Annotated in this window: 20 protein-coding genes and 1 tRNA gene; 6 read left to right on the plus strand and 15 right to left on the minus strand. The window is 74.2% G+C overall.

Annotation, left to right across the window (positions count from 1 at the left end):
* Positions 1–5: 5 nt before the first annotated feature.
* Positions 6–1,811 (minus strand): FAD-dependent oxidoreductase, encoded by a 1,806-nt coding sequence (locus tag ACIF6F_RS04550; protein ID WP_399941131.1) that lies wholly within the window; start codon positions 1,809–1,811, stop codon positions 6–8.
* Between the two features lie 212 nt (positions 1,812–2,023).
* On the opposite strand from ACIF6F_RS04550, the gene ACIF6F_RS04555 reads away from it, so the two are divergent.
* From ACIF6F_RS04555 to ACIF6F_RS04565, 3 genes are read left to right on the plus strand one after another with little or no spacing between them, the layout of a single operon-like run.
* Positions 2,024–2,329 (plus strand): 4a-hydroxytetrahydrobiopterin dehydratase, encoded by a 306-nt coding sequence (locus tag ACIF6F_RS04555; protein ID WP_399941134.1) that lies wholly within the window; start codon positions 2,024–2,026, stop codon positions 2,327–2,329.
* The gene (locus ACIF6F_RS04560; protein WP_399941136.1) at positions 2,329–3,123 is read left to right on the plus strand and encodes a class I SAM-dependent methyltransferase; all 795 of its coding nucleotides are present in this window, start codon (positions 2,329–2,331) and stop codon (positions 3,121–3,123) included. The genes ACIF6F_RS04555 and ACIF6F_RS04560 overlap by 1 nt, the downstream gene beginning before the upstream one ends.
* Before the next feature lie 5 nt (positions 3,124–3,128).
* On the plus strand, positions 3,129–3,512 hold the full coding sequence (locus tag ACIF6F_RS04565; RefSeq protein WP_399941139.1) for a VOC family protein: 384 nt from the start codon (positions 3,129–3,131) through the stop codon (positions 3,510–3,512).
* A gap of 224 nt (positions 3,513–3,736) precedes the next feature.
* Here ACIF6F_RS04565 and ACIF6F_RS04570 read toward each other — a convergent pair whose 3' ends face one another.
* From ACIF6F_RS04570 to ACIF6F_RS04605, 8 genes are all read right to left on the minus strand, one after another.
* Positions 3,737–4,576, minus strand: coding sequence for an aldo/keto reductase (locus ACIF6F_RS04570; RefSeq protein WP_399941142.1), 840 nt, complete (start codon positions 4,574–4,576; stop codon positions 3,737–3,739).
* A 451-nt stretch (positions 4,577–5,027) separates the two neighbouring features.
* Positions 5,028–5,759 (minus strand): ABC transporter ATP-binding protein, encoded by a 732-nt coding sequence (locus ACIF6F_RS04575; protein WP_399941144.1) that lies wholly within the window; start codon positions 5,757–5,759, stop codon positions 5,028–5,030.
* Positions 5,756–8,836: an ATP-binding cassette domain-containing protein gene (locus tag ACIF6F_RS04580; protein WP_399941147.1), complete on the minus strand. Its 3,081-nt coding sequence runs from the start codon at positions 8,834–8,836 to the stop codon at positions 5,756–5,758. Before ACIF6F_RS04580 ends, ACIF6F_RS04575 begins: the two co-directional genes overlap by 4 nt.
* A gap of 10 nt (positions 8,837–8,846) precedes the next feature.
* Positions 8,847–10,115: an ABC transporter substrate-binding protein gene (locus tag ACIF6F_RS04585; RefSeq protein ID WP_399941150.1), complete on the minus strand. Its 1,269-nt coding sequence runs from the start codon at positions 10,113–10,115 to the stop codon at positions 8,847–8,849.
* Between the two features lie 132 nt (positions 10,116–10,247).
* The gene (locus ACIF6F_RS04590; protein WP_399941153.1) at positions 10,248–12,071 is read right to left on the minus strand and encodes an AMP-dependent synthetase/ligase; all 1,824 of its coding nucleotides are present in this window, start codon (positions 12,069–12,071) and stop codon (positions 10,248–10,250) included.
* 274 nt (positions 12,072–12,345) lie between these two features.
* A tRNA-Leu gene (locus ACIF6F_RS04595) sits at positions 12,346–12,430 on the minus strand.
* A gap of 82 nt (positions 12,431–12,512) precedes the next feature.
* Positions 12,513–12,977 (minus strand): hypothetical protein, encoded by a 465-nt coding sequence (locus tag ACIF6F_RS04600; protein WP_399941156.1) that lies wholly within the window; start codon positions 12,975–12,977, stop codon positions 12,513–12,515.
* Between the two features lie 112 nt (positions 12,978–13,089).
* Entirely contained in the window at positions 13,090–14,037 is a 948-nt protein-coding gene (locus tag ACIF6F_RS04605) for a beta-ketoacyl-ACP synthase III (protein WP_399942142.1), read from the minus strand.
* Positions 14,038–14,261: 224 nt separating this feature from the next.
* On the opposite strand from ACIF6F_RS04605, the gene fdhD reads away from it, so the two are divergent.
* Positions 14,262–15,101, plus strand: a complete 840-nt coding sequence (gene fdhD, locus ACIF6F_RS04610; protein ID WP_399941158.1) for a formate dehydrogenase accessory sulfurtransferase FdhD — start codon at positions 14,262–14,264, stop codon at positions 15,099–15,101.
* A gap of 28 nt (positions 15,102–15,129) precedes the next feature.
* Here fdhD and ACIF6F_RS04615 read toward each other — a convergent pair whose 3' ends face one another.
* On the minus strand, positions 15,130–15,591 hold the full coding sequence (locus ACIF6F_RS04615; RefSeq protein WP_399942144.1) for a (2Fe-2S) ferredoxin domain-containing protein: 462 nt from the start codon (positions 15,589–15,591) through the stop codon (positions 15,130–15,132).
* Between the two features lie 34 nt (positions 15,592–15,625).
* Positions 15,626–16,729, minus strand: coding sequence for a bile acid:sodium symporter family protein (locus ACIF6F_RS04620; protein WP_399941161.1), 1,104 nt, complete (start codon positions 16,727–16,729; stop codon positions 15,626–15,628).
* 248 nt (positions 16,730–16,977) lie between these two features.
* Between ACIF6F_RS04620 and ACIF6F_RS04625 the strand changes: the two genes are divergently transcribed.
* The gene (locus ACIF6F_RS04625; RefSeq protein ID WP_399942146.1) at positions 16,978–17,847 is read left to right on the plus strand and encodes a LysR substrate-binding domain-containing protein; all 870 of its coding nucleotides are present in this window, start codon (positions 16,978–16,980) and stop codon (positions 17,845–17,847) included.
* Positions 17,848–17,859: 12 nt separating this feature from the next.
* Here the strand turns inward: ACIF6F_RS04625 and ACIF6F_RS04630 are convergent, their stop codons facing one another.
* Complete coding sequence (locus ACIF6F_RS04630) at positions 17,860–21,210, minus strand: NACHT domain-containing protein (protein ID WP_399941164.1); 3,351 nt, start codon at positions 21,208–21,210, stop codon at positions 17,860–17,862.
* Positions 21,211–21,420: 210 nt separating this feature from the next.
* On the opposite strand from ACIF6F_RS04630, the gene ACIF6F_RS04635 reads away from it, so the two are divergent.
* Positions 21,421–22,218, plus strand: coding sequence for a trypsin-like serine peptidase (locus tag ACIF6F_RS04635; RefSeq protein ID WP_399942149.1), 798 nt, complete (start codon positions 21,421–21,423; stop codon positions 22,216–22,218).
* 25 nt (positions 22,219–22,243) lie between these two features.
* Here ACIF6F_RS04635 and narI read toward each other — a convergent pair whose 3' ends face one another.
* The 3 genes from narI to narH are packed head-to-tail and all read right to left on the minus strand — an operon-like array spanning position 22,244 to position 25,238.
* The gene (gene narI / locus ACIF6F_RS04640; protein ID WP_399941167.1) at positions 22,244–22,969 is read right to left on the minus strand and encodes a respiratory nitrate reductase subunit gamma; all 726 of its coding nucleotides are present in this window, start codon (positions 22,967–22,969) and stop codon (positions 22,244–22,246) included.
* Positions 22,969–23,607 (minus strand): nitrate reductase molybdenum cofactor assembly chaperone, encoded by a 639-nt coding sequence (gene narJ / locus ACIF6F_RS04645; RefSeq protein ID WP_399941170.1) that lies wholly within the window; start codon positions 23,605–23,607, stop codon positions 22,969–22,971. Before narJ ends, narI begins: the two co-directional genes overlap by 1 nt.
* Positions 23,604–25,238, minus strand: coding sequence for a nitrate reductase subunit beta (gene narH, locus ACIF6F_RS04650; RefSeq protein ID WP_399941173.1), 1,635 nt, complete (start codon positions 25,236–25,238; stop codon positions 23,604–23,606). The genes narJ and narH overlap by 4 nt, the downstream gene beginning before the upstream one ends.
* Position 25,239 lies beyond the last annotated feature (1 nt).

The following is a 25,239-nucleotide window of genomic DNA, read 5'->3' on the forward strand; positions in this document are numbered from 1 at the left end:
CTGCGTCAGCCCAGGTCGAAGACGTTCCGCAGGCCGAGACGGTACCGCCACCGGTCGTGCCGCTTGGCGTCCTCCAGCTCCGGCGGCCGGAACATCGGGAACACCGCACACCGCGCCGCCGCCGAACCATCCCGATCCAGAAGGGCGTTGACCGCGGCACGCGCCGAGGCGTTCGCCCCCTCCATCGTGGCCAGGTCGATGTCCACCGCCACGTAGTCCCCGCACAGGAACAGGTTCGGGACCCGGGTCGCCGCGCTCGGCCGGTCGTACAGCGTGCCGGCCGGGTGGATCAGCAGCTCGTCCTCGTTCGTGGGGTTCGGGGTGCCCAGGCCGTCCACACCCGGGTCCAGGAACCAGGAGTGCAGCCGGCCGTCGCTCAGCACGGTCTTCCCCGTGTCGTTGAGCGACGCCTTCAGCTGCGCCCACACCTCCCGCGCGACCTCCTCGCGGGTGCACTCCTTGGCCGTCTTCCCGTACAGGATCCCCGGCGCGTCCCACTCGGAGATGTCCACCGAGAGGCAGTCCACCACCGTGCCGTCCCCGTACCGTGCCGCGAACTCCTCCCGGGGCCAGTGCTCCGCCTGCTGAATGGCCGTCAGGGACCAGGGCGAGTCGACGCAGTTGACGTGACCGTGCACCATGGGCGCGCGCTGCGTCAGGTAGAACTGGATGCCGGTCATCCAGTCGGTCCTCAGCCGGTCGCACCGGCCCAGCATCGGGTCGGCGGCCCGCAGCGCGGCCGGCCAGGTGCGCCGCGCGTGCTCCACGGGCAGGGCGCTGACGTAGTGGTCGGCGGTGACCCGGTGGACCGCGCCGTCGGGGCCCTCGACGGCCGCGTGTCCGATCCGGCCGTCCTCGTACGCCAGCTCGCGCAGCGTCCAGCCCACCTTGAACTCCACGCCCAGCGAACGAAGATGATCGGCCCACGGGTCGATCCACGCCTCGTTGGTGGGGGCGTTGAGGATCCGGTCGGGCGGGCCGTCGGCCCCGCGGCCCAGGACGTTGAAGACGAAGGCCTCACCGAGCGTGCCGACGGTGCGGGTGGAGGCCTCCTCGGCCTTGGTGGCCACGATGTTGCGGGTGATGCCGACCGCCAGGATGCGCTGGTACTCGTACGACATCCGGGCGGCCCGGGTGAACTCCCACCAGGGCGTCCGCTCCCAGACCCCGGTGCGGCGCTCGTCGCAGCTGGTCAGGAAGACCAGGACGCGGTTGACGAAGTACGCCACCTCGTGGGCGGGCAGCCGGACGAACGTCTCCAGCATCCCGGTCAGGGCGCGCCGCAGCTCGTCGGGGGTGAGGGCGGCGGGTCGGTCGCCGGCCCAGGGGATCGGGCCCCGCAGGTCCTCGCGGCCGCCGGCCCGGGCGAACATCATCTCGGGCGGGGCGACCAGGTTGTCCCAGACGCCGTGGGCGTTCCCGGGGAAGGGGATGCGGCGCATCGTGTCGGGGAGGTTGTGGTAGATGCCCGGGATGAAGCGGAAGCCGTGCTCGGCCGGGAGCGGTCGGCGTGTGCCGCGGGCGCTGCCGGGTACGTCCATGCTGCGGGCCTTGCCGCCGAGTGCGCGCCGCTCGTAGACCGTCACGGCGAAGCCGCGTTCGGCCAGTTCGTGGGCTGCGGTCAGGCCGGCGACACCGCCGCCGAGCACCGCGACCGTGCGGCGGGAGGCGGAGCGGGTGTCGGAGCCCCCGTCGGCTGCGGCCGCCGTCTCCGCCGCCGGGTGCGCTGCCGCGGCGGCGGTTTCTGCTGCCGCGGCTGTTCCCGCTGCCGCGGCGGCCGCGCCCGCCAAGAAGGTACGCCTGGAACTCATCCCATCCCCCTGCCTTACCGCCGGTAACAGGTCGCGTTCGGCGCAGGAGCATAGGAGGGCCGCCCGCGGCACGGAAGGCAGAACGGGACCCGTCCGCACTATGGCGCGAAACCTTCCCCGCGCGATGTGCTGTGGGACATTGGAATTTCACATGTCATGTCGCGCGGAAGGGCCCGTCGCGGTCCCGGCCGCGCCGCCCGAAGGGAGCACCCATGGCCATGGAGCCGCTGTCGCAGAAGGAGATCGAGGACCGGCTGCGCGAGCTGCCCGGCTGGGCGGTGGAAGGCGACCGCCTCGCCCGCACCTTCCGCCTGAACTCGCACTTCGCCGCCGCCGCGCTCGTCCTCGGGATCGCCGCCGTCCAGGACCAGTTGGACCACCACTCCGACCTCACCCTCGGCTACAACACCGTCCGTCTCGCCGTGAACACCCACGCGGCCGGCGGCGCCCTCACCGACCGGGACTTCGCCCTCGCCGAACGCGTCCACTCCCTCGCCCCCGCCCACGGCGCGTCCTGATGCACCGTCCGCTCCTGGACTACGACGCCGAAGCCGCGGAGTACGACGCCACCCGGGGCGGCGTCCCCCGGGCCGAGGCGGCGGCCCGCGCCGTCCTCGGCCTCCTGCCGGCCGGTGCCCGCACCTTGCTCGACCTCGGATGCGGCACCGGCATCGTCACCGCCCGCATGGCCCGCTCCGGCCTGCGGGTGCTGGGCGCCGACGCCTCGTACGGAATGGCCGCCACCGCGGTCCGCCGCGGCGTACCGGTCGTACTGGCGGACGCCACCCGGCTGCCGCTGCCCGATGGGCGCGTCGACGCGGTCGGCGCCGTCTGGCTGCTCCACCTGCTGCGTGCCCCCGGCCTGGCCGAGGCCGTCGTGACGGAGGCCGCCCGCGTGCTGGCGCCCGGGGGAGTCTTCGTGACCACCGTGGACAAGGACGCCGCGCACGACGTGGGTTGCGACGTCGACGACGTACTGGCCCCGCACCTGACGGCCGATCCGGCCGACGGGGCGGGGCGGGTTAATGCGTACGCGGCAGCCGCCGGCCTGCAGCCCCTCGCCGAGGCGCACTTCACCGGCCACGGCCAGGGCCGCAGCCCCCGCCGGGCCGCCGATGCTCTGCTCAAGGGCCGGTACGCCTCCCGGATCGCCGCCACCGGCCCGGCCGCCGGAGAACTCGCCGACCGGCTGCTGGCGCTGCCCGACCCGGACCGGCCCCGCGGCGAACCCCGCTACCGCCTGCTGGCCTTCCGCCGCCCGCGGCACCCGGAAAAGCCCTCGACGGGCCCGGCCGGTGCCCTCCTAGACTGACCGGCATGGCATGCCGCATCAGTGAGCTGGTCATCGACTGCGCCGACCCCGAGGGGCTCGCCGTCTTCTGGAGCGAGGTCCTCGGCTTCACCGAACTCGGCCGCGAGGACGACGGGGCCATCCAGATCGGGCCGCCCGACGCCGGCCACGGCGGCCCGCAGGCCACCCTCCTCCTCAGTCCGAGCGACGACCCGCGGACGGGGAAGCTGCGCCTGCACATCGACGTCAACCCCACCGACCGGGACCAGGACGCCGAGCTGGAACGCCTGCTCGCCCTCGGCGCCAGGCCGGTCGACGTCGGCCAGACCGGCAGCGAGAGCTGGCACGTCCTGGCCGACCCCGAGGGGAACGAGTTCTGCCTCCTGCGGACCCGGCTGAAGCCGGTCTGAGGGGAGTGCCTGGGCGGGGAGGGTTCCTCAGCGGGGAGGGTTCCCCAGCGGGGAGGGTTCCCCAGCGGGGAGGGTTCCTCGGCGGGGAGGGCTCCTCCGCGGGGAGTGTGCCCCGGCGCGGGAGGTCAGATGCCACGCCGCCGGATCCGACGAAACCGTCGTACTGCCCGTGCCAGGTGCGCCCGGCCCGTCGTGAGGCCCGTCGCCGGGCGGCGCCCACCCCTTCAGGCGTCGAAGGCGGCCGGGTCCGGGCCGATCCGCCGGCCCGACTCCAGCGCGTCGAGCGCGGCCATGTCCGCCGCGTCCAGCTCGAAGCCGAACACGTCCAGGTTCTCCCGGATGCGGGCGGGCGTCACGGACTTCGGGATCGCGATCGTGCCGTGCTGGAGGTGCCAGCGCAGCACCACCTGGGCGGCGCTCCGCCCGTGCTTCTCGGCCACCGCGGTCACCGCCGGCCGGGTGAGCAGCTCCTTGCCCTGGCCCAGCGGGGACCAGGCCTCGGTCGCGATGCCCATCGAGGCGTGCAGGGCGCGCAGCTCGGCCTGGGCGAACAGCGGGTGCAGCTCCACCTGGTTCACCGCCGGGACCAGTGGGCTCTCGGCCCGCAGCCGCTCCAGCTGGGCGGGCAGGAAGTTCGACACGCCGACGGCCTTCGCGCGCCCGCTCTCCGCGATCTCCTCGAAGACCTTCCAGATGGCCAGGTAGTCCTCGCGCATCGGGCGCGGCCAGTGGATGAGGTACAGGTCGACGTGGTCGAGGTTCAGCTTCGACAGGGACGCGTCGAACTCGCGCAGCACGTTGTCCCGGCCCCACCGCTCCTCCGGGCCGTTCCACAGCTTCGTGGTGACGAACAGCTCCTCGCGCGGCAGTCCGGACGCGGCGATCGCCTTGCCGGTGCCCGCCTCGTTGCCGTAGATCGACGCGGTGTCGATGCTGCGGTAGCCGGCCTCCAGCGCGGTCCCGACGGCCTGCGCCGCCTCCGCGTCCGGCACCTGCCAGACGCCGTAGCCGAGCTGGGGCATGAGCGTGCCGTTGTTGAGGCGGATGGTGGGGACCTGGTTCACGGTGGGGGCTTCCCTCGCGTCGGCGGACGGTACGGCCAGCGACAACCGGCCATGGGGGCGGGGTATTCCCGCCATGCGGGGATGGGTGGTGGGTCGTGTGGTGTGTGGGGGAGGTGCTTGAGGCGTCGTGGCCTGCAGGCCCAGCGGCAGGCCCACCCCTGGGGCAAGGGGCTTCGCCCTGGCCTTCGGCCACCCCAGGCCCGGGCCTGCCACCGGACCAGCCTGCCACGACGCCTCAAGCACCTCCCCCACACACCACACGACCCACCAGGGTGGCCAAGGGGGAGTGGGCCGGGAGGGGAGTGCAGGCACGGGGGTACCGGGGGCCGGTCCCGTCGGGAGGCTGGCGCGCTTCGCCCGCGCCGGGCCCGGGCCTGCCTCCGGTCCGGCATGCCACGACGCGTCGAGCACCTTCCCCGCACACCACACGACCGGCGGCCTCCCAGCCCCATCACCTGCCGAGGTACGCCTCCCGCACCGCGCTGTCCGCCCGCACCTGCGTCGGGGTGCCCTCCGCCAGCACTGTCCCCAGGTCCAGCACCACCACTCGAGCGCACAGCTCCATCACGAAGGCCACGTTGTGCTCGACCAGCAGCACCGCGCAGCCCTCCCGCACCGCGAGGTTCCGTACGACGGCCGCCAGCTGGGCCCGTTCCGGCGCGGACATGCCGGAGGCCGGTTCGTCGAGCAGCAGCACGCGTGGCGGGTCGGCCACCGCACGGGCCAGTTCCGCCATTCGGGCCCGCCCCACGGGCAGCGCCCCGGCGTACGTGTCCCCGAGCGCTCCGATTCCGCAGTCGTCCAGCACCGCCGCCGCCCGCTCCCGGCGCTGCAGGGCCAGGGCACGGCCTCGTCCGCCGCGCCATTCCTGGGCGACCAGCAGGTTGTCGGTGACGCTCAGCTGCCCGAACAGCTGCTGCCGCTGGAACGTGCGGCGCATCCCGTGCCGGGCCCGCCACACCGGGGAGCGGCGGGTGATGTCGGCGCCGTCCAGCCGTACCGAGCCCGCGTCGGGCCGGCGTATCCCGGACAGGACGTCGAACAGGGTGGTCTTGCCCGCGCCGTTCGGCCCGATCAGCCCGCACACCTCCCCGGCGCGCAGGCCCAGCGAGACCCCGTCGAGGGCGCGCACCCCGCCGAAGCGGACCCCCACGGCCTCCGCGGTCAGCACGTAGCCGGTCATCCGCGCACCCCCAGGTAGGCCTCGGTGAGCCGGTCCGCCTCGACCTCGGCGCGCGGCCCGCACCAGGCCACCCGGCCGTCGGCCAGGTACGCGACGGTGTCGGCGATCCCGAGGATCTCGGCCGCCTTCTCCTCGACCAGCAGCAGTGCCGTGCCCGCCGCCCGCAACTCGCCGAGCAGGGCGTACACCTCGTCGACCACGCGGGGCGCCAGGCCCAGCGACGGCTCGTCGGCGACCAGGACTTGAGGCGGGCGCTGGAGCAGTGGGGCCAGGGCCAGCAGTTGCTGTTCGCCGCCTGAGAGGGAGCCCGCGGGGGTACGGCGCCTTTCGCGCAGGCGCGGGAACCGGCCGTACACCGCGTCCCGTTCGGCGGGGTCCGCCAGCCGCAGGGCCAGGTTCTCCTCGACCGTGAGGGCGGGGAACACCCCGCGCCCCTCCGGTGCCAGCAGCACCCCGTGCCGGGCGCGGCGCACCGGCCCGTACGAGGTGACCTCGCGACCGGCGGCGTGTACGGAGCCGGCGGTCACGCGCAGGAGGCCGGCGGCCACCCGGCAGGCGGTGCTCTTCCCGGCCCCGTTGGGACCCAGCACGGCGACGATCTCCCCGGGCCGCACCGCGAGGTCCACCCCGCGCAGCACCTCCCCGCCGTCGTACCCGGCCCGCACGCACCGCAATTCGAGCGCGGCCACCACGTCGTCCACGACCGGTGCGGCCGCCGCCCCGTGTCCGTCTCCGGCCGGTGCGGTCGCCGCCCCGTGTCCGTCTCCGGTCGGCGTGGCGGCCGTCCGGCCCCGATCGGCCACCCGCACGGGTGCCTTCCCGGCCCCCGGCGCGAGGGCGCCGGAGCGGTCCCGGTCGGCTGTCGGCACCGGCGCGTCCCCGGCGCCCGCTCGCGGTGCGGGGCCGACCGCGCCGCCTCCGGACCCGGCTGCGGCTCCCGCGGCCTCCGCCGGGCTCGCCGCGCCCGCTTCCCCCACGACACCCGCGTCAGCGGTGGCGGCGGTCGGCGCGCCGTCGACCTTCACCGCCCCCGGCACGGGGGTCCGGGGGCTCGCCCCCGGTTTCGGGAAGGGGTGGGTAGGGGCAACCTCCGCTCCGGCGCCCGCACCCTCGGCCCGCACCTGCCCCGGCACCGAAGCCGGAACCACGGCCCCCCGCACCGGAACCACCCCCCTCCGCCGGGCCAAGCGCAGCGGAACGGCCGCGCAGTACCCGTCCGGGTCGTTGGCCAGCGCCAGCCCGGCCAGGCCGAAGAGGATCACCGGCAGGTGCGCAGACGAGGTCACCCACTGCCCCAGCACGTGCGGGGCCAGGGCGAACACGAGCCCGGCCACCACCGCGTACTGCGGCCTGCGCACCCCCGCGGCCACCACGACGGCCAGCCAGACCAGCCCCGTCATGGCGGTGAAGTCGGTGGCGGTGATGCGGGTGTTGTACGAGGCGTACAGCACGCCCCCGAAGCCGGCGAGCCCCGCGGACACCGTGAACAGCAGCAGCTTCGTCCGCAGCACCGACACCCCCGAGGCCATCGCGGCCGCGGGCGCCGACCGGACCGCCAGCATCGCCCGCCCCCACGGCGAACTCCGCAGCGCGGTCAGCCCCCAGGCCACCAGCACCACCAGCACGAGCATCGCGACACCGAACGCGCGGTCGTCCGCCAGGTCCACCGGCCCGGCCTCGGGACGCGGCACCGACCAGCCGGCGTCGCCGTTGCGCAGCCAGCGCAGCTGGAACAGCACCTGGTCGGCCAGGAAGGCCAGCGCCAGGGTGGCCAGCGCCAGCGACCGCCCGCCCAGCCGCAGCGCGGGCAGCGCCACCAGCGCCCCCAGCGCCGCCGCCACACAGGTCCCCACCAGCGCCGCCGCCGCGAACGGCCACCCGTGGCTCATCAGCAGCCCCGCGACCAGCGCCGCCCCCGTCACGAACGTGGCCTGCGCGAGGGACACCATCGCCCCCAGGCCGGTCACCACCGTGAACGACATGAACACCAGCGCCAGTGCCAGCCCCTGGGCCAGCAGCCCGCTCCAGAACGGCGTGGTGACCGTGTACAGCGCGACGGCCACCAGCACCGCGGCCCACGTCCAGGGCCCCCAGCGCCGCGCCCAGGGGGCACCCGCCAGGTGGTCCGGCGGCGGCGCGTCGGCGGCGGCCGCGGTGCCGGCGGTCCGCTGCCGCCGGGTCAGCACCAGCAGTCCGGCGAAGAGGATCAGGAACGGCACCGCGGTGCGGAACCCGGTGATCCCCTCGGCGAAGGACGCGTACCCGGCGACCAGGTTCTGCAGCACCCCCAGGCCGAGCCCGCCCGCGAAGGCCACCGGCACCGAGGCGAACCGCCCCAGCACCGCGGCCGTCGCGGAGACGAACAGGAAGAGGGTGTAGTCGTGCGCCGACAGGCCCAGCAGCGGGGTCGCCAGCACCCCGGCCAGCCCCGCGAGCCCCGAGGCCAGCATCCACGCGACCGAGGAGAGCCGGTCGGCGCTGATCCCGCGCAGTTCGGTGAGGGTGCGGTTGTCCACGGCCGCCCGCAGCAGCAGCCCCAGCCGGGTGTGCCGCAGCAGCAGCCACAGCCCCACCGCGACCAGCGCGGTCACCACCCAGGTGATCAGCTGGTCGGAGTCCACCCCGACCCCGTCCGTCAGCTGCCAGGACACCGCGGGGCTGGGCCCCACGCCCGGCAGCCCGAACTGGTTCTCGGCGGGCACCACGTCCGCCCCCGCCTCCGCCAGCAGCTCCACCGCCCACAGCCCGGCGGCCGGCAGCGCGACCAGCAGACCGATGGTGGCCACCAGCTGCGCGGTCTCGCCCACCCGCGCGAGCTTGCGGAACATCAGCCGGTCCAGCGCCCACCCGAGCCCGGGGGCCAGCACCCCCACCACCAGCAGGGCGGCGGGGACCGCGGGCCAGCCCAGGCCGGAGTGGAGCTCGTGGAAGACCAGCGCGCACAGGTAGGCGGTGGCGCCGTGCGCGAAGTTGAACAGCCCGGACGCGGAGTACGACAGCACCAGGCCGGTGGCCAGCAGGGCGTACAGCGCGCCGGAGACCAGACCGCTCAGGACGAAGCCCAGCAGATCCCCCATGGCGGCGGGCCTACGAGAAGGGGATCGGCGGGTGGCACCTGAACGGGACGGACACGTGGTACTTGCCGTCCTTCAGCTGTACGAGTGCCCCGCACCCGAAGCTCTCCTTCTGGCCCTTGGGCTCGGCCCGGTCGCCCACCAGCGTCCCGGTGTCGGAGAAGCCCCGGGCGGCGGCCTGGAAGGACTCCGGCGTCAGGTCCCTGCCGGCCTTCTTCGCGATGGCGAGGAAGAGGTCGGCACTCATGTACCCGGTGAGCATGTGCATGTTGAGCGGTACGTCCTTGCCGCCGGCCGCCTTCCTGATGTCGGCCTTGAACCGCGCCATGTTCGCGTCGTCGGCCTCGAACGGCTGGAACTGCAGCAGCACGTGCACGCCGTCCAGCGCCATCCGGGTCGCGTCCTTGGCGAGCAGCCCCGGGTCGTAGTCCGTCGGGTCGGTGAGCACCCCGCGGTAGCCGCTGCGCTTGAGGGCGGTGAACAGGCCGATGTTGTTGGGCGTCTGCATCACGGAGACCACCGCGTCCGGCGCCTTGCCGTCGTTGCTGTGCAGGATCTCCTTGGTGTACGCCGACCAGTCCGTCGGCACGGAGGTCGCGGGCACCGACGGCTTGGCGTACGCGACCTTGAAGCCGGCGGCCGCGAAGCCGCGGCCGAAGGTGCGGATGCCGAACTTCCCGGCGTCGCTGTCGTTGGCGATGATCGCGACGGACTTGCCGGCGCCGCCGCCGAGGACCTGCTTGATGCCCTCCGGCCAGGTCTGGTTGAGGGTGCCGCCGGGCATGGGGACGAGGCAGCCGTTGAAGCCGTAGATGTAGGAGGGGCCGCAGAAGGCGGGGGTGGTGCCCCAGCCGAAGACCGGGACCTTCGACTGCTGGAGGAAGTCCGCGCCGGAGAAGGTGACCGAGCTCATCGGGGCGACCGCGAAGACCTTGTCCTGCTGGACGAGCTTGCGCGCGGCGGCCGTGTTCCTGCCCGGGTCCTGGCCGTCGTCCTCGGCGCCCAGGTAGTCGATCCTGCGGCCGTTGACGCCGCCCTCCTCGTTGGCGCGCAGGTAGCGGGCGCGCGCGCCGAGGTCGGTGTCCTTCTTGCTGTAGCCGCTGGCGGTGGTCATCGAGACGATGCCGCCCACCGTGATGGTGTCCGCGGTGACCCCGCGGACGGCACTGGGCTTCTTCCCGTCGTCCCCGGAGGGTGCGTTGGAGGCGGAGTTGCAGGCGGACACGGACGCGAGCACGAGGGCCGCCGCGGCCACGGCGAGGGTGCGGATCGGTCGCAACATGAACGAGGTCCCTCCGTCGGAATCCCCGCATTCTGGGTGCCACCTGATGAACCGTCAATAAATGCGAGAGCATGAATTGACGAACCATCAGATTCAGCTGGGGGGTGGACGAAGGGCCTCCGTGCGCGTCCCTCACTCCTGGTAGAGCGCCGCCACCTCCGAGGCGTACGCCTTCTCGATCGCCCGCCGCTTCAGCTTGAGCGAGGGCGTCAGCAGCCCGCCCTCCTCCGTGAACGGCTCGGCCAGCACCCGGAACGTACGGATCCCCTCCGCCCGCGACACCAGGGTGTTCGCCGCCACCACCGCCCGCCGCACCTCGGCGGTCAGCGCCTCGTCGCGCACCAGCTCCGCAGGCCCCATCGCCTGCCGGCCCCGCATCGCCAGCCAGTGCGCGACCCCCTCCGGATCGAGGGTGAGCAGCGCGGCGACGTACGGGCGGTCGTTGCCCAGCACGATGCACTGCGACACCAGGGGGTGCGAACGCACCCGCTCCTCCAGCGCCGCGGGGGAGACGGACTTGCCGTTGGAGGTCACCAGGATCTCCTTCTTCCGCCCGGTGATCGTCAGGTACCCGTCGTCGTCCAGCCGCCCCAGGTCTCCCGTCGCCAGCCAGCCGTCCCGCAGCACCGCGTCCGTCGACCGGGCGTCGTTGAGGTAGCCCGCGAACACGTGCCGCCCGTACAGCCACACCTCCCCGTCCTGCGCGATGTGCACGGCGGTGCCCGGGATCGGGGGCCCCACCGTGCCGTACTTGGTCGCGCCCGGCGGGTTCGCGGTCGCCGCCGCGCAGGACTCCGTCAGCCCGTACCCCTCGAAGACCGTCACCCCCGCCCCCTCGAAGAACAGGCCCAGCCGCCGGGACATCGCGGAACCGCCCGACATCGCGTGCCGCACCCGGCCGCCCATCGCCTCGCGGACCTTCCCGTACACCAGCTTCTCGAACAGCTGGTGCTGCACCCGCAGCGAGGCCGAAGGGCCCGGGCCGGTGCCGAACGTGCGCAGCTCCCTGGCCTCGGCGTAGCGCACCGCCGTCTCCACGGCCCGGTCGAACGGCCCCAGCCGGCCCTCGGTCTCCGCCTTGCGCCGGGCTGCGGCGAAGACCCGCTCGAAGACGTTCGGCACCGCGAGGACGAACGTCGGCCGGAACGCCGCCAGGTCCGGCAGCAGCTGCTCGGCCGCCAGCACCGGCTGGTGCCCCAGCTTCACCCGGGCCCGGACCGCCGCCACCTCCACCATCCGCCCGAAGACGTGGGCCAGCGGGAGGAAGAGCAGCGTGGACGGCTCGTCCTCCGGCTTCGAGCGGAACACCGGCTCCCACCGGGCGACCATCGTGTCCGCCTCGTACATGAAGTTGGCGTGGGTCAGCACGCAGCCCTTCGGCCGGCCGGTCGTGCCCGAGGTGTAGATCACCGTGGCCACCGAATCGGGCGTCACCGCCCGCCGGTGCCGGTGCACCACGTCCTCCGGGACCGCCGCCCCGGCCGCGTACAGCTCCTCCAGCGCGCCCGCGTCCAACTGCCACAGCCGCGCCAGCATCGGCAGCCGGTCCACCACCGAGCCGACCGTCATGGCCTGGTCCTCGTGCTCGACCACGCAGGCGCTCACCCCGGCGTCGAACAGCATCCAGTAGACCTGCTCCGCGGACGAGGTCGGGTACACCGGCACCGGCTGGGCGCCGACCGACCACAGCGCGAAGTCGAACAGCGTCCACTCGTACCGGGTCCGCGACATGATCGCGACGCGGTCGCCGAACCGTACGCCCTGTGCCAGCAGCCCCTTCGCGAGCGCCAGCACCTCGTCCCGGAAGGCGGCGGAGGTGACGTCCCGCCACCCGCCGTCCACCTTGCGGCCGAGGACCACCCGGCCCGGGTCGTCGAGGGCGTGCTCGAACACGGCATCGGCCAGCCCGCCGACGGGTGGTGCCGTGACCACGGGCGGGACGCTGAACTCGCGCAAGGGACCACACTCCTTTCCGCACAGCGCCGGTGACGGTACCCCACCCGAAGCCCGGGCGGGACCCTGCTGGAAGATCCCCCGGGCGAACCCATCACCACTGGTCAGCGCCCCGCCCCCACCGCCCCCAAACCTCCACGGAACCTGTACGCCCCCTCCATCCCCCCAGCCGGCAGCAGGTACGGGGAAAACCGGCGGTGGCGTGCCGGAACAACGAAAGAGCCGGTCACAGTGACTGTGTCACTGTGACCGGCTCTCTCTGGTCGGTCGACCTCTGTGTCCGAGGGGGGACTTGAACCCCCACGCCCGATAAAGGGCACTAGCACCTCAAGCTAGCGCGTCTGCCATTCCGCCACCCGGACCGGGTGAGCGCCCCGGTTTCCCGCGGCGACATGGACAACAATAGCAGGGGTTCGGAGTGCTCTTCACCCGCATATCCGGAGGTCAGCTCGCTGCGCGGGTCCTGTTCTCGGTGACCCAGTCGGCGTGGTGCTGCCACCCGTACAGGGTGTCGCCGTCCAGGTACGCGTAGTACGCGCCGCAGCGGACGGTCGCCCTCCCGCGGGCGTCCTTCGGGAACCAGCCCGCCTTCAGCGAGGGCGCGGCGCCGGTCGTGGCGTCCGGGACGGCCCGGCACCCCTTTGGCAGCGCGCCGCCCGGCACGGTGGCCTTGATCAGCCGGTCGCCGCCCGTGGTCCGCATCGCGTACCGGACCCCGCTCGCCCCGTCCGGCAGCCAGCCCGGCACCGTGCCCCGGTCGCGCTTCGCCTCGGCGCCACTCGCGTAAGCCGCGGACTCCTCGTGCCGGTTCCGGTACCAGTCGGCCGCCGCCGGGACGGCCACGGCGGCACCGAACCCCACGCCGACGACGGTCGTCACGAGGGTGAGGGCGAGGGACCTGCGGTTCATGGGAGGGCCTTCCGGCTCGGGCGGCGTACGTGCCCCTCCATGCTCGGCGCCCGGCCGCCCCGCCACGTCAGACCGCGGGACCAACCCGGGTACGACCCAGGTGGCAGGCCGCCTACGGACAGCGGATGACCTGGCCCGCGTAACTCAGGTTGCCGCCGAAGCCGAACAGCAGCACCGGCGCGCCGGCCGCGATCTCGCCGCGCTCCACCAGCTTCGACAGGGCCATCGGAATGCTGCCCGCCGAGGTGTTGCCCGACTCGACCACGTCCTTGGCCACCACCGCGTTGACCGCGCCGATGCGCTCCGCGAGCGGCTCGATGATCCGCAGGTTCGCCTGGTGCAGCACGACCGCGGCCAGCTCCTCGGGGGAGGTCCCGGCCTTCTCGCACGCCTTGCGGGCGAGCGGCGGCAGCTGCGTGGTCGCCCAGCGGTAGACGGACTGGCCCTCCTGGGCGAACACCGGCGGCGTGCCCTCGATCCGCACGGCGTGCCCCATCTCGGGCACCGAGCCCCACAGCACCGGCCCGATCCCCGGCGCCTCGCCCTCCGGCACGGCCTCCACCACGGCCGCGCCCGCGCCGTCGCCGGTCAGCACGCACGTGGTGCGGTCGTTCCAGTCGGTGATCCCGGTCATCTTGTCGGCGCCGATCACCAGCACGCGCGTCGCCGACCCGGCGCGGACGGCGTGGTCCGCGGTGGCCAGGGCGTGGGTGAAGCCCGCGCAGACCACGTTGAGGTCCATCACCGCCGGGGAGCCCATGCCGAGCCGGGCGGCGACCCGGGCGGCCGTGTTGGGCGAGCGGTCGATCGCGGTCGAGGTGGCGACCAGGACCATGTCGACGTCGGCCGGCGTCAGCCCGGCCTGGGCCAGCGCCTTCGCGCCCGCCTCGGCGGCCAGCGCGTCCACGGGCTCGTCGTCGCCGGCGATCCGGCGGGTCCTGATGCCCACCCGGGACCTGATCCACTCGTCGCTCGTGTCGACCATGGCGGCCAGATCCTCGTTGGTGAGGATCCGGGCGGGCTGGTAGTGCCCCAGCGCTACCACTCGTGAGCCGGTCATGGGCGTCATGGGCGGGTTCCCCCTCGTGCCTCGTACAGGAATTACCCAGCTTTGCCTGCTACTGCTGGGTATGGGGGCACGTGACCTCTCAGGATTCGACCCCAGCCTTGTGGAGGTCCCACAAGACCCGCCCGGGCCCGGGCCCCTCTGACGTGCAGGACAATGGGGTCGGGACGGCCGACGGGGGCCGCCCCGCCGTGTGCCGAGGGAGTGGGCTGATCGCCATGGGACGGGTCACCGAACGCCGTCGCGTCATCAGGATCCGGAACGGGCTGGCGGGTGTCCGGCCGGACACCCTGGTTGCCGAGGAGCCGCTGGAGATCCGGCTCAACGGCAAGCCGCTCGCCGTCACCATGCGCACGCCGGGCGACGACTTCGCGCTCGCCGCCGGCTTCCTGGTCAGCGAGGGCGTGCTCGGCGCGGCCGACGAGGTCCGGTCGATCGTGTACTGCGCCGGCGCCACCGAGGACGGCTCGAACACGTACAACGTCGTGGACGTGCAGCTCGCCCCCGGCGTGCCGGTGCCGGACGTCTCCCTGGAGCGCAACGTCTACACCTCCTCCTCGTGCGGCCTGTGCGGCAAGGCGAGCCTGGACGCGGTGCGTACGGCGACACGCTTCCCGGGGCTGGCCGGCGACCCCGTACGGATCGGCGCGGAGCTGCTCAGCGAGCTGCCGGACCGGCTGCGCGGGGCGCAGAAGGTCTTCGACACCACCGGCGGACTGCATGCGGCGGGGCTCTTCTCGCCGGAGGGAGAGCTGCTGGACCTGCGCGAGGACGTGGGCCGGCACAACGCCGTCGACAAGATCGTCGGCCGGGCGCTGCGCGAGGGCATGCTGCCGCTGGCCGGGACGGTGCTGCTGGTGTCGGGGCGGGCCTCGTTCGAGCTGGCGCAGAAGGCCGTGATGGCCGGCATACCGGTCCTCGCCGCCGTCTCCGCGCCGTCCTCTCTGGCGGTGGACCTGGCGGCCGAGTCGGGCCTCACCCTGGTCGGCTTCCTGCGGGGGGCCTCGATGAACATCTACGCCGGCGAGCAGCGCATCCGGACGGGGGCGGACGCGTAGCCGCCGGGGCCCCGGCCCGCCCCCCTCGTCAGCGCCGGCGGCGCCGGCCGCGGGTCTCTCGGGCGGGGGCCTGCTCCGGGGCCGGCGGTTCGATCATCTGGAGCTCCAGCGCCGGCGGGACCGGCGCCCGTCCCGGGCCCCCGGCCGCGGCCCAGGCCAGTACGTCCTCGGTGACGTCGTCGTCCAGCGCGAAGCCGATCCAGGCGGCCTTGGCGCCCCGGCGCCGCGCCTCCGACGAGGGCTGGACCACGATCACGTTCGCCTGCGCGCAGGGACCGAGGCAGTCGCTGGTCCGTACGGCCAGCGCGCCGCCCGAGGCGTCGGCGGCCGCCCGCAGCCGGGCCAGCTGGCCCTCGTGGTCGGAGCCCGGGTTCTTGCGGGGGTCCCCGCAGCAGCAGCCACGGCAGACGACGAGGGTGCAGGGGCGGGACGACGCGAGGGGCCGGAACCCGGGGGTGGCGGGCCGGACACCGGACGCGGTGGGTCGTATCGAGGTCACCGCGGCAACGGTATCCGCCCAGGACTCAGGGCTGTTGGGCGCCGGCTGAGACCTCCGCCACACGGCCGCCGGGGAGTTGCCCGCCCGGCTCTCCCGGCTCTCCCGGCTCATCCGCCCCGCCCGCCCCGTTCGACCCGCTCGACCCTTCCCGGGCTCCCTCCACCGGGTCCAGGGCGCGACGGCGGGCCAGCACGGCACAGACCATCAGCTGCATCTGGTGGAACAGCATCAGCGGCAGCACGGCGAGGCTCGCGTGGGCCCCGAACAGCACGCTGGCCATGGGGAGTCCGGCGGCCAGGCTCTTCTTCGACCCGGCGAACTGGAGGGCGATCCGGTCCGCCCGGCCGAAGCCGAGGCGCCGGGCCCCGTACCAGGTGACCGTCAGCATCACGGCGAGCAGCACGGCCTCGGCGAGCAGCAGCGCGCCCAGGCGGCCGACGCCGACCTGGTGCCAGATGCCGGCGGCCATGCCGGCGCTGAACGCGGCGTAGACGACGAGCAGGATCGAGCCGCGGTCGACGTGACCCAGCACCTTCTTGTGGCGCGTGAGGAACCCGCCCACCCGGGGGCGCAGCAACTGGCCCGCGAGGAACGGCAGCAGCAGCTGGACGACGATCTTCAGCAGGGAGTCGAGGGAGAACCCGCCCCCGGCCGAGCCGAGCAGCGCGGCGGCCAGCAGCGGGGTGAGGAAGATGCCCGCGAGGCTGGAGAAGGAGCCCGCGCAGATCGCGGCGGGCACGTTGCCGCGGGCGATCGAGGTGAACGCGATCGACGACTGGATGGTGGACGGGACCAGGCAGAGGAAGAGGAACCCGTCGTAGAGCTGCGGCGTGAGCACGTGCGGGACGAGCCCGCGGGCGGCGAGGCCGAGGAGCGGGAACAGGGCGAAGGTGCAGAGCAGGACCGCCAGGTGCAGCCGCCAGTGGCGCAGCCCGTCGAGGGCCTCGCGCGTGGACAGCCGGGCTCCGTAGAGGAAGAACAGCAGCGCCACCGCGCCGGTCGCGGCATCGTCCGCGACCCCGGCGAAGGCGCCGCGGGCGGGCAGCAGGGCCGCGAGGCCCACCGTGCCGACGAGGGCGAGGACGTACGGGTCCAGCGGGAGCCGGGCAGGTATCCGGGGGCGGGGCATGGGGCGCACCTACGGGGGACGGAGGACGGGGACGGGGACGGGGACGGGGACGGGCGGTCCGGGTACGGCCGGCCTGCACGAGGCGGGCCGCGTACGGCCGGGCCGCGCGAGACCGGTCCGGGTACGGCCGGACCGCGACGGCGCTCCCATCGTCCCCCCGCACCACGTCATCGGGAAACCCGCACACCGCTCTGACTGTCATCACGGATCGCGATGATCGGACTATCCTGGCGCCCATGACCGACGCGGTGTACGACCCCGTCCAGCTGCGCACCTTCCTCACGGTGGCCCAGACCCTGAGCTTCACGCAGGCCGCGCGGCGGCTCGGGCTGCGGCAGTCGACGGTGAGCCAGCACGTGCGGCGGCTGGAGGACGCCACCGGGCGGCAATTGTTCAGCCGGGACACCCACAGCGTGCGGGTCACCGAGGACGGCGAGGCGCTGCTGGGATTCGCCCGCACCATCCTCCAGGCCCACGAGCGGGCGGCGGCCTTCTTCGCGGGGCCCCGGCTGCGCGGCCGGCTGCGGTTCGGCGCCTCGGAGGACTTCGTGCTGACCCGGCTGCCGGAGATCCTGGAGGCCTTCCGCCACGAGCACCCCGAGGTGGACCTGGAGCTCTCCGTGGAGCTGTCCGGCACCCTTCACGAGCGGCTGGACGCGGGCCGGCTCGACCTGGTGCTCGCCAAGCGGCGCGGCCCGGGGGACGAACGCGGCCGGCTGGTCTGGCGCGACCGGATGGTGTGGATCGGCGCAGAGGGCGTCCACGTCGACCCGGACCGCCCGGTGCCGCTGATCGTCTTCCCGCCGCCGGGCATCACCCGGGCGCGGGCGCTGGAGGCCCTGGAGCGGGAGGGCCGGTCCTGGCGCATCGCGTGTACGAGCGGCTCGCTGAGCGGCCTGGTCGCGGCGGCCCGCGCCGGCCTCGGCGTGATGGCCCACACCCGGGGCCTGATACCGCCGGGCCTGGTCCGCGTCCCGGACCGCGCCGGGCTCCCCGAGCTGGGCGGCGTGGAGTTCGCCCTGCTGGGCACCCCCGACCCCGCCCCGGCCGCCGAAGCCCTGGCGGCGGCGATCCTGTCGAGCGCGGACCGGCTGGGGCCGGGGCGGGTGACGGGGTAGCGCCGTGCCGGGTCAGTACGTGTCCCCGCCGGTCTGCCCGTACACGTCGTTGACGACCTTCTGGGCGAGCGCCTCGTGGCCGTGCGGCACCTCGACGCGGACCCAGTACACGCGCCGGGTGGGGGAAGCACCGGGTTCGGTGCCGGTCCAGAACTGCCGGAGCAGGTACATGCGGTGCGTCCGGCCGGCGTTCGCGACGGCGTAGTGGGTGGTGGAACGGGGGGAAGCGGGGTCCCGGCCGGGACCCCGCAGCCAGCGCAGGCCCTTGTGGTCGGGCAGAGTGCGGACGTACGCGTCGTCCGTCCGGTCCCGCGTGCAGTCCCGCGAGCACGCGTCGACGGCGAAGTCGATCCGGATGTCCGGACCGTACGGGCCCCGGCCCGGCGGGGGCTCCGGGCGGGAGCAGGAGAGGACCAGCGGGGCGGGCAGCCCGACCCGGACGCAGCTCAGGTCCCTGGGCGCCCGGAACACGAAACCGAGGATCCCGTACGCCCACAGGCGGGAGGGCTCGTTCCCGTCCCAGGTCGCGCCGTACAGCCCCGGTCCCGCCGCGGCCCGCCGGTCGTAGGCCGCGAGGCGGATCAGGGGCGGCGGTCCCGGCCGCGGGGCGTCGGGGAGGGACACCGGCGGTCCCGCGTACCGGTCGAGGCCGGCCCGGCGCAGGGCGCGGCGGGCGAGGACCTCGGCCACGCTCGTCAGGCGTGCAGGGGCGGCCTCCTCCTCCCCGTACGAGACGTCGAGGAGCAGGTTCCCCGCGCGCAGGTGCAGCTCGGCCACGTCGTCCGGCACCACGCTCACGTAGGCCTCGTCGCCGAGGCGGGGGAGTCGCCGGACGTCGCCGCGGACGACATCCGACGCGCTGCGCCGCCGGTACTCGTCGGCCGCCTTCTCGGAGCCGCTCGTCTTGGGGCCTCCCCGGCGCAGGCCCACGCTCACCACGACGCTCGTGTCGGGCGCGAACGGCGCACGGGAGGCGTACGCGCACGTGGCCATGCCCGTCGCGTCCCGGTCCGGCCGCTGCGCCCCGTCGGCCAGCAGCTCCGCCACGTCCCGGCCGTCGATCAGGGCGCAGGGGTCCGGCACCGCCCGGACCGGCCCCGGCAGGCGCGATCCCCGCAGGGGCCCGGCGAGCGTGGCGACCAGGACCGCCGCGACGAGCACGGCGAACGGCACGCGCAGGACGCCGAAGACCCTGCGGGCACGCCCCGCACGGGGGCGACGGTCGTCCGGGGCCGTCTCGGCCAGCCGGTTGCGCAGCTCGACGTGCCGGAACCGGTACACGCCGCCCGCCTGCCGCAGCACACCGCGGGCGGCGGCATCCTCCAGGAACGGCAGCAGGTCCCCGGGCAGCTCTCCCCGCGCCGCCAGCCAGAGCCGGGCCAGCGTGAAGCGGCCCCAGGCCGAGACCGCGACCGAGTACAGGGTCCAGGACAGCAGCACCGCAGGCAGGACGGCCGCCCAGAGGCCCACGGAGACCAGGTCCCGGCCCACCGAGACCTGCCACAGGAACTGCACCGCGACCGGTGCGCAGAGCAGGAGGAACAGCAGGTCCTCGTCCCGGATCCGAGGCTGCGGCACCAGCCAGCCCAGCAGGACCGCCGCCCTGCGGTCGGACCGCAGCAGGGCGGCGGGGGAGGCGGCGCGGGCGGGATCGGCCGGACGCCACACCAGGGGTCCCACGGCCTGCACGAAGCCGAGGAGGAGGAAGCCGGTGTACAGGCCCATCGCCCATCGCCCGACCGCCGCGGCGGCCGACGCGCCCGCGGCCGCGGTGAGCGGCCAGCCGAGCACCAGGACCAGCACCGCGGCCGATCCGCCCGCCAGGGCCGACGGGTTCGCCGGCCCCGAGGAGCGGATGGCCTGCCGGTTCGGCCGGACCATCCGGTGCGGCCGGACCCGCCGGCCGGACCGCATCGATCCGCCCGCCAGGAGCAGCAGGGCGACCGACGAGGCGAGGAACGCGGCCCAGGCCGGTACGGGCACCCATGACTCCCACCAGGTCGTGGCCAGGGCGGGGCCGGCGAAGACCCAGGCCATCACCGCGAACGCGGGCACGTAACGGACCGCCCGAACCGGCCTCGGCAGCTCCTCGTCCAGCCGCCACCAGGCGAACTCCTGGTGCCCGCCGTCCCGCATGCGCCGGGCCAGGTGCTCCGTCCACCGGCGGGCGCTCCGCCGGCCCCAGCGTCCCTCGTCGTCGCGCGCGTCGCTGTAGACGACGTCCAGGAAGGCCTCGTACAGATGCCGTTCCAGCTCCCGCCGGGTGGTGAACCTGCCCGGCTTGACGAGTTCCACCGGGTACGTGTCGCCCGTGCCGTACGCGACCCGGGCCAGCTCCACCATCAGCGGGACGCGGAGCACCCGGCGCAGCCTGCGCGCCTCCCGTGTGGTGCCCGCCCTGAGCAGCTTGAGGACCGGGTCCCAGGGCTCGCCGGAGGGGCGGTCCCGTCCGAGGTAGTCCTCCAGGGCGTCGGAGGTCAGGCCGTCCAGCGTGACCTCGGTCCGCTGGAAGGTGCGGTGCTTCCGGGCTTCCTTGCGGTATGCCGGGCCCCGGCTCGTCAGGACGAAGGGCCGGCCGGTCTCCCGCAGGGTCTCCGCGATCTGCTGGAAGGCGTCGGCCCGCGCCGGCTCGGGGAGTTCGTCGAAGCCGTCGAGCACGGGCAGCATGCGCCCGCTGCGCAGCAGGTGGAGGGCGACCTCGTCCGGCGGAGCACCGGGCACCGGGGTGCAGGCCTCCGGGTGCGCGGCCGCGAGCTGGGCCGCGGCCCAGGCGAGCAGGCCCTGCTCGGGGTCCCAGGAGGCGAGGGGGAGCACGGCGGGTACCCGGTCGTACCGGCCTTTCGCGCGCTCGGCCAGCAGGTCCCGCGCCAGGGCGAGGGCGAGGAAGGTCTTTCCCGCGCCCGCGCCGCCCAGCACCACCAGCCGCCCGTGCGGCACGGCGCGGAAGTACCCGGCGGCGGTCGAGGTGTCCGCGTCCGGGGCCGGCGCATGGGTGCCGCCCGTGTACGACCAGGTCACCGCGATCGGCTTGGGACCCGAGATGCGGGACCGGCCGTCCTGCGCGTACCGGCTCGCGAGGACCTCCGCCAGGGCGTCCGCCGCGCGGTCCAAACGCTCGGCCGAACGCCAGGCCCGGGCCCTGCGCCGCCGCCTCCACGTGCGGGCGCGGGCGAGGGCCTCGACCGCCGCGGCCGTGCCCACCAGGACCCAGCCTGCCGTCGTGCCGGCGCCCGCCCGGTGGTACGGGCGCGGCACCGGCAGCCGGTCGCCGGCCACGAGCAGCCCCGCCCCGAGCACGGCGAGGAGCAGGCACAGCACGGTCCGGGCGCGTTGCAGCCCGTGACGCGTCCCCTGGTCGTCCATCGAGCGGCCGCCCCCCGAATCGCGTACTGCGCGTGCCCCGGCCCCGCGGCCGCAGCACCGCCGACGGTACGGCGAGCGGCCGCCCGCCCGCACCCGGTTCCACCGGGCACCCCCGCCGCGGGCTTTCTGTTCGTACGCGCCACTCTGTACCGTCTGGGGTGGTACGGGCAGGGCGCGCGAGGGGCGCGTGGGGTGGGAGGGGTGACGGTGATGGACCGGCGGTCGGTGGTGACCGGGGTGCTCTGTGCCGCGGCGGCGCTCCTGGCGTCGGCCGCGATGACGGTGCTGGTGCCCCCGGAGACGACCGCCCACCAGCGCAACGCCCGCGCCGACGCGCGCGACGGGGCCGCGGGCGCCCAGGCCCCCACCCCGCTCCGGGCCCCGGCGACGTCCGTTGCCGACCCGGCCGCCCTCGCCGGCGCCCTCTTCGAGCACGGCCTGGACGGCGGCCACCACTGCACCGCCACCGTGGTCCGCAGCCCCGGCCGGAACCTGATCGTCACCGCCGGGCACTGCCTGGCCGCCGGCCCCGCCGGGGAGGACACGCTCTTCGCGCCCGGCTGGAACCAGGGCAAGGCCCCCCACGGCGCCTGGCGCGTCGAGGAGGTCTTCGAGGACCCCCGCTGGTCCGACGACGGGGACGACGCCTACGACCTGGCCTTCGCCCGGCTCGCCCCCGACGCGCAGGGCCGCCGCATCGAGGACGTGGTCGGCGGCGCCGAACTCGACACCGGTGCCCGCTCCGACGAGCCGGTGACCGTACGCGGCTACCCCAGCGACCGGGACGTGCCCCGCACCTGCACCGCGCCCGCCGCCCGGGCCGGGGACTCGCTCCAGCGCTTCGACTGCGCCGACTTCCCCACCGGCACCAGCGGCAGCGCCTGGATCGCCGCCGACGGGAAGATCATCGGCGTGCTCACGGGCGGCGACACCGACGACGAGTCCACCAGCACCCTGCTCGGCGGCTACGCCCGGGAGCTGTACGACAGGGCCACCGCGGCCCGTTGACGACGCGTCAGCGGCACCAGGACCGCTACCGGTCCACCCGCTCCCAGCCCCGCCGCGGCGGACGCTGCCCCAACTGCCCCTGCTCCTTGGCCCGGTAGACCACGTACGGACGGAACGGGTACTGCACCGGCGCACTGAACATGTGCACCAGCCGGGTGAACGGCACCAGCGCGATCAGCACCATCCCGATCACGATGTGGACCTGGAACGTGACCGGGACGCCCTCCATCAGCGACACCTTCGGCTGCAGCGTGAACAGGCTGCGCGCCCAAGGTGCGATCGTCTGCCGGTAGTCGTAGCCCGAACTGATGGACGAGTTGGCCAGCTTCGCCCACAGGCCCATCACGATCGCGGCCAGCAGCATCACGTACATCGCCTTGTCGTTGCGCGTGGTCGCCTTGAACACCGGGGCGTTGGTGCGCCGCCGGTACACCAGCATCCCGATGCCCACGACCGCCAGCGCGCCCGCGGCCGTGCCGCCGAACAGCGAGAACAGGTGGTACGTGTGCTCCGACATGCCCACCGCGTCCGTCCACGACTCCGGCACGAACAGTCCCATCAGGTGCCCGACGAGCACGAACAGGATGCCGTAGTGGAACATCGGCGAGGCGATGTTCAGCAGCCTCGACTCGTACACCTGCGAAGACCGGGTGGTCCAGCCGAACTTGTCGTAGCGGTGCCGCCAGATCAGCCCCGACACCAGCAGCACGAAGGCGACGTACGGCAGCACGCCCCACAGCAGCGTGCCCATCAGCTCTCCCCGCTCAGCACCGGCAGCAGCCCCAGGTGCCCGTACGGGGGGAGGCCGTCCAGCCCCACGTCCTCGCGCGGCGGACCCGACCGGGCCAGCGCCCGCGCCTCGGCCCGGTCCTTGGGGGAGGGGCCGGGCAGCGTCGCGCAGACGGCCGCCACCACATGCGCGTACGGGGTGCCGGTCTCCGCCAGCGCCAGCCGCAGCAGCTCCAGGCCCGGCCGGTGCTCGCGCAGCAGCGCACCGTCACCGGTCTGCGCCGTGAACTCCAGCACCGCCGGCAGGAAGTCGGGCAGCTCCTCGTTGCTGAACTCCAGCCCGTGCGCCCGGTACGCCTCCTTGAACCGCACCAGGGACTCGCCGCGCCGCCGGGTGTCCCCGTCCAGCCACCAGCTCAGGTACAGGCAGTGCTTGTTCTTGAAGTCGAAGACCCGCACGTAGTGCGCGGCCAGCGCGTCCAGCGGCACGGACTCGGCGTGGTCGAGGAAGCCGTGCAGCTGGGGCGCGGCGGCCCGCAGCAGCGGCAGCCGCTCCTCGAACGCGGCGTCGGGGTACGTCAGGCACAGCGCGGCGGCCTGGTGCAGGACCGCGGGGTCGGCGGCCGGGGAACCGGGCCGGATACGGGTTCCGGTGCTCACTTCTCCTCCTCCTTGTCGGCGGTCTGCCGCCTGCGCAGGGCATGGAAGTTCTCCAGGGTCACCAGCGGCAGGGCCTTGCGCCCCGAGTCACCGCCGAACGACCCGTCGTCGGTCGGGCCGGCGCCGCCCATGCCGGGCCCGTCGGCGTGGTCCAGGCTGCACGCGTCGGGCACCGCGGACTCCTCCAGCCGCCGGGCGTCGCCGACCGCGGCCGTCGGGATCACGTACCGCTCCTCGTACTTGGCGACGGCAAGCAGCCGGTACATGTCCTCGATGTCCTGGCCCTTCATCCCGACCCGCTCCGCCACCGAACTGTCGGGCCGGCGACCGAGGTTGACGTCACGCATGTACGAGCGCATCGCCGCCAGCCGGTCCAGCGAGGCCCGCACGGGCTCGGTGTCGCCGGCCGTGAACAGCTCCGCCAGGTACTCCAGCGGGATCCGTAGCGTGTCGATGGCGCCGAACAGGTTCCCGGCGTCCTCGCCGTCGAAGCCCGTCTCGGCCAGCGCGTCCACCACCGGCGACAGCGGCGGGATGTACCAGACCATCGGCATGGTCCGGTACTCCGGATGCAGGGGCAGGGCCACCCGGTACGTGCTGATCAGGGCGTGCACCGGGGAGCGCCGCGCGGCCTCGATCCAGTCGTGCGCGATGCCGTCGCGCTCGGCGGCCCGCCGGACCTCGGGGTCCTCCGGGTCGAGGAACACGCCCAGCTGCGCCTCGTACAGGTCCTGCTCGTCCGCCGTGGACGCGGCCTCGGTGACCCGGTCGGCGTCGTACAGCACCACGCCGAGGTAGCGCAGCCGGCCCACGCAGGTCTCCGAGCAGACCGTGGGCAGCCCCACCTCCAGGCGCGGGTAGCACAGGGTGCACTTCTCGGCCTTGCCGGTGGCGTGGTTGAAGTAGACCTTCTTGTACGGGCAGCCGGTGACGCACATCCGCCAGCCGCGGCAGCGGTCCTGGTCGACCAGGACGATGCCGTCCTCCTCGCGCTTGTACATCGCGCCGGACGGGCAGGACGCCACGCAGGCCGGGTTCAGGCAGTGCTCGCAGATCCGCGGCAGGTAGAACATGAAGGTCTGCTCGAAGGCGAACCTCACCTTCTCCGCGGCCTTCTCACGGGTCTTCACCACCATCGGGTCGGCGCCGCCGTGCTCGGTGGCGCCGCCGAGGTTGTCGTCCCAGTTGGAACTCCACTCCACCTTCATGGGCTTGCCGTCGAGCAGCGACCGCGGCTCCGCCACCGGGAAGTCCTCGCCCAGCGGCGCGTCGGTCAGGTTGCGGTAGTCGTACGTCCAGGGCTCGTAGTAGTCCTTGATCTCCGGCAGCACGGGGTTGGAGAAGATCGACACGAGCTTGTGGAAGCGGCCGCCGGCCTTGAGTTTCAGCCGCCCGCGTTTGTTCAGCTCCCAGCCGCCGCGCCACCGCTCCTGGTCCTCGTAGCGCCGCGGGTAGCCCTGGCCGGGCCGCGTCTCGACGTTGTTGAACCACACGTACTCCATGCCCGTGCGGTTGGTCCACGTCTGTTTGCAGGTCACCGAACACGTGTGGCAGCCGATGCACTTGTCGAGGTTCATCACCATCGCGAGCTGTGCCATGACACGCCCGATGGGGGCTCCGTCACGGGCCATG

The sequence above is a fragment of the Streptomyces sp. NPDC086023 genome, assembly GCF_044540325.1.
Classification (GTDB): Bacteria; Actinomycetota; Actinomycetes; order Streptomycetales; family Streptomycetaceae; genus Streptomyces.

Bases quoted from the DNA above. Each gene is read 5' to 3' on its own strand.
- fdhD (WP_399941158.1), top strand. From the start codon at position 14,262: ATGGGACGGGTCACCGAACGCCGTCGCGTCATCAGGATCCGGAACGGG.
- ACIF6F_RS04620 (WP_399941161.1), bottom strand. From the start codon at position 16,729: ATGCCCCGCCCCCGGATACCTGCCCGGCTCCCGCTGGACCCGTACGTC.
- ACIF6F_RS04555 (WP_399941134.1), top strand. From the start codon at position 2,024: ATGGCCATGGAGCCGCTGTCGCAGAAGGAGATCGAGGACCGGCTGCGC.
- ACIF6F_RS04605 (WP_399942142.1), bottom strand. From the start codon at position 14,037: ATGACCGGCTCACGAGTGGTAGCGCTGGGGCACTACCAGCCCGCCCGG.
- ACIF6F_RS04585 (WP_399941150.1), bottom strand. From the start codon at position 10,115: ATGTTGCGACCGATCCGCACCCTCGCCGTGGCCGCGGCGGCCCTCGTG.
- ACIF6F_RS04575 (WP_399941144.1), bottom strand. From the start codon at position 5,759: ATGACCGGCTACGTGCTGACCGCGGAGGCCGTGGGGGTCCGCTTCGGC.
- narH (WP_399941173.1), bottom strand. From the start codon at position 25,238: ATGGCCCGTGACGGAGCCCCCATCGGGCGTGTCATGGCACAGCTCGCG.
- ACIF6F_RS04635 (WP_399942149.1), top strand. From the start codon at position 21,421: ATGGACCGGCGGTCGGTGGTGACCGGGGTGCTCTGTGCCGCGGCGGCG.
- ACIF6F_RS04600 (WP_399941156.1), bottom strand. From the start codon at position 12,977: ATGAACCGCAGGTCCCTCGCCCTCACCCTCGTGACGACCGTCGTCGGC.
- ACIF6F_RS04630 (WP_399941164.1), bottom strand. From the start codon at position 21,210: ATGGACGACCAGGGGACGCGTCACGGGCTGCAACGCGCCCGGACCGTG.
- narI (WP_399941167.1), bottom strand. From the start codon at position 22,969: ATGGGCACGCTGCTGTGGGGCGTGCTGCCGTACGTCGCCTTCGTGCTG.
- ACIF6F_RS04560 (WP_399941136.1), top strand. From the start codon at position 2,329: ATGCACCGTCCGCTCCTGGACTACGACGCCGAAGCCGCGGAGTACGAC.
- ACIF6F_RS04580 (WP_399941147.1), bottom strand. From the start codon at position 8,836: ATGGGGGATCTGCTGGGCTTCGTCCTGAGCGGTCTGGTCTCCGGCGCG.
- ACIF6F_RS04565 (WP_399941139.1), top strand. From the start codon at position 3,129: ATGGCATGCCGCATCAGTGAGCTGGTCATCGACTGCGCCGACCCCGAG.
- ACIF6F_RS04550 (WP_399941131.1), bottom strand. From the start codon at position 1,811: ATGAGTTCCAGGCGTACCTTCTTGGCGGGCGCGGCCGCCGCGGCAGCG.